Raw genomic sequence first — 1,588 nt, 5'->3', positions numbered from 1 at the left:
CGGCCACACGCAGGGGGCCAGCGGTGTGGCCGGGGTGATCAAGACGGTCCAGGCCATGCGCCACGGCGTCCTGCCGCGCACCCTGCACACCGAGGTGCCGTCGCCGCACATCTCCTGGAAGCGGGGTCGGATCCGGCTGCTCACCGCTGCCACACCCTGGCCGGGAACTGACCGGCCACTTCGGTCCGGGGTGTCCGCGTTCGGATTCGGCGGCACCAATGCGCATGTGATTGTTGAACAGGTGCCGCCCGAAGACGACCCTCCGCCCCCGGTACCCGAAGCGGAAGGAGAGCCGGGAAGCGCCGGGGTGGTGCTCTGGCCGCTCTCCGGCTGCGACCCCGACGCGCTGCGCGACCAGGCGGCCCGTCTGCTGGCCCACCTCGACGAGCGGCCCGGGCTCCGGCCGGCCGACGTCGGCCTGTCGCTGGGGACGTCCCGGGCCGCGCTGGAACACCGCGGCGTGGTCGTCGGCGAGAGCCGCCAGGAGCTGCTGGACGGACTGCGGGCACTGGCCGAGGGAAGGGCTGCGCCCCACGTCGCCCGGGGCGTGATCGGACGCCGGCCCCGGCTCGTCGTCCTGTTCACGGGCCACGCCCCCGCACCCGGCACCGGCAAGCAGCTGTATGACGCCTTCCCGGCGTTCGCCGGCGCGTTCGACACGGTCTGCGCGGCGCTCGACGCCCACCTCGGCTTCCCCGCCCGTGACGCGATGCTCACCGGCGCGGACCCCGCCTCGGCGGCCGTCCCCGACCCGGCCAGGGTCTTCGCGATCCAGGTGGCGCTGTTCCGACTGGTCGAGTCGTGGGGGACGAGGCCCGGTGCGGTGCGCGGCCACGGCATCGGCCGCCTCGCCGAAGACCACGTCAGCGGGCGACTGGCACTGCCCGACGCGTGCGCGGCGCTGACCGGCCCGCACGAGGCCCCGGACCTGCCGCGGGACTTCGCCCACCAGGTCCGCGACCTGGCCGGGGACGGCACGGTCTACCTGGAACTGGGCGGCCACGAGGTGGCCGGACTCCTCGACGGCGCGGGGGCGCACGCGGTGGCCGCGCTGCGGCCCGGCGTCGCGGAGGCCACCTCCGCTGCCACCGGCCTCGCCCGGGCGCATGCCCGCGGCACCGCCGTGGACTGGCGGGCGGTCTTCGGGCCCGAGGCCCGCCGCGTCGAGCTGCCCACCTACGCCTTCCGGCGCGGACGGTACTGGCGCGCCGCGTTCGACATGAGCCTGGTACGGCCCGACCGGTAAGCAGAGGAGATACGGTGCTCAACGAGCGCACCCGCAAGAAGATCGCACGCGAACACAGCCGGCGCCTCAGCGAGGGCGACATCGACGGGCTTCTCGACCTGTACGCGAAGGACGTCACGTTCGAGGCCCCCGTCGGGGCCGGCGGCCAGGCCGGCCACGAGGCGCTGCGCGCGCACTTCGAGAGCGCCATCGCCGGAAACGTCGACGAGACGATCGTGGAGTCGGTCGTGGGGCAGGACGGCAGACACGTCCTGTCCCGGATCACCGCGGTCATGGACTACCGGCCCCGCGGCCCGCTGTACGCCGCCCGCGGCTGGCTGCCCGCGCCCGAGGGCGCGGAGC

The 1,588-nt window shown here is 75.1% G+C and carries 2 protein-coding genes; both read left to right on the top strand.

Annotation, left to right across the window (positions count from 1 at the left end; all coding sequences use genetic code 11):
- The coding region (locus CCN51_RS50865) for a ketoacyl-synthetase C-terminal extension domain-containing protein (protein WP_143676212.1) at positions 1-1,246 on the top strand (1,246 nt) is incomplete at its 5' end.
- 14 nt (positions 1,247-1,260) lie between these two features.
- Positions 1,261-1,588, top strand: a 328-nt coding sequence (locus CCN51_RS55540) for a nuclear transport factor 2 family protein (protein ID WP_086861207.1), incomplete at its 3' end; no start/stop codon positions are given.

The organism is Streptomyces milbemycinicus (assembly GCF_002154605.1).
Classification (GTDB): Bacteria; Actinomycetota; Actinomycetes; order Streptomycetales; family Streptomycetaceae; genus Streptomyces; species Streptomyces milbemycinicus.
The sequence above is the reverse complement of the archived record's forward strand: the minus strand, read 5'-3'. Positions and strand labels throughout refer to the sequence as shown.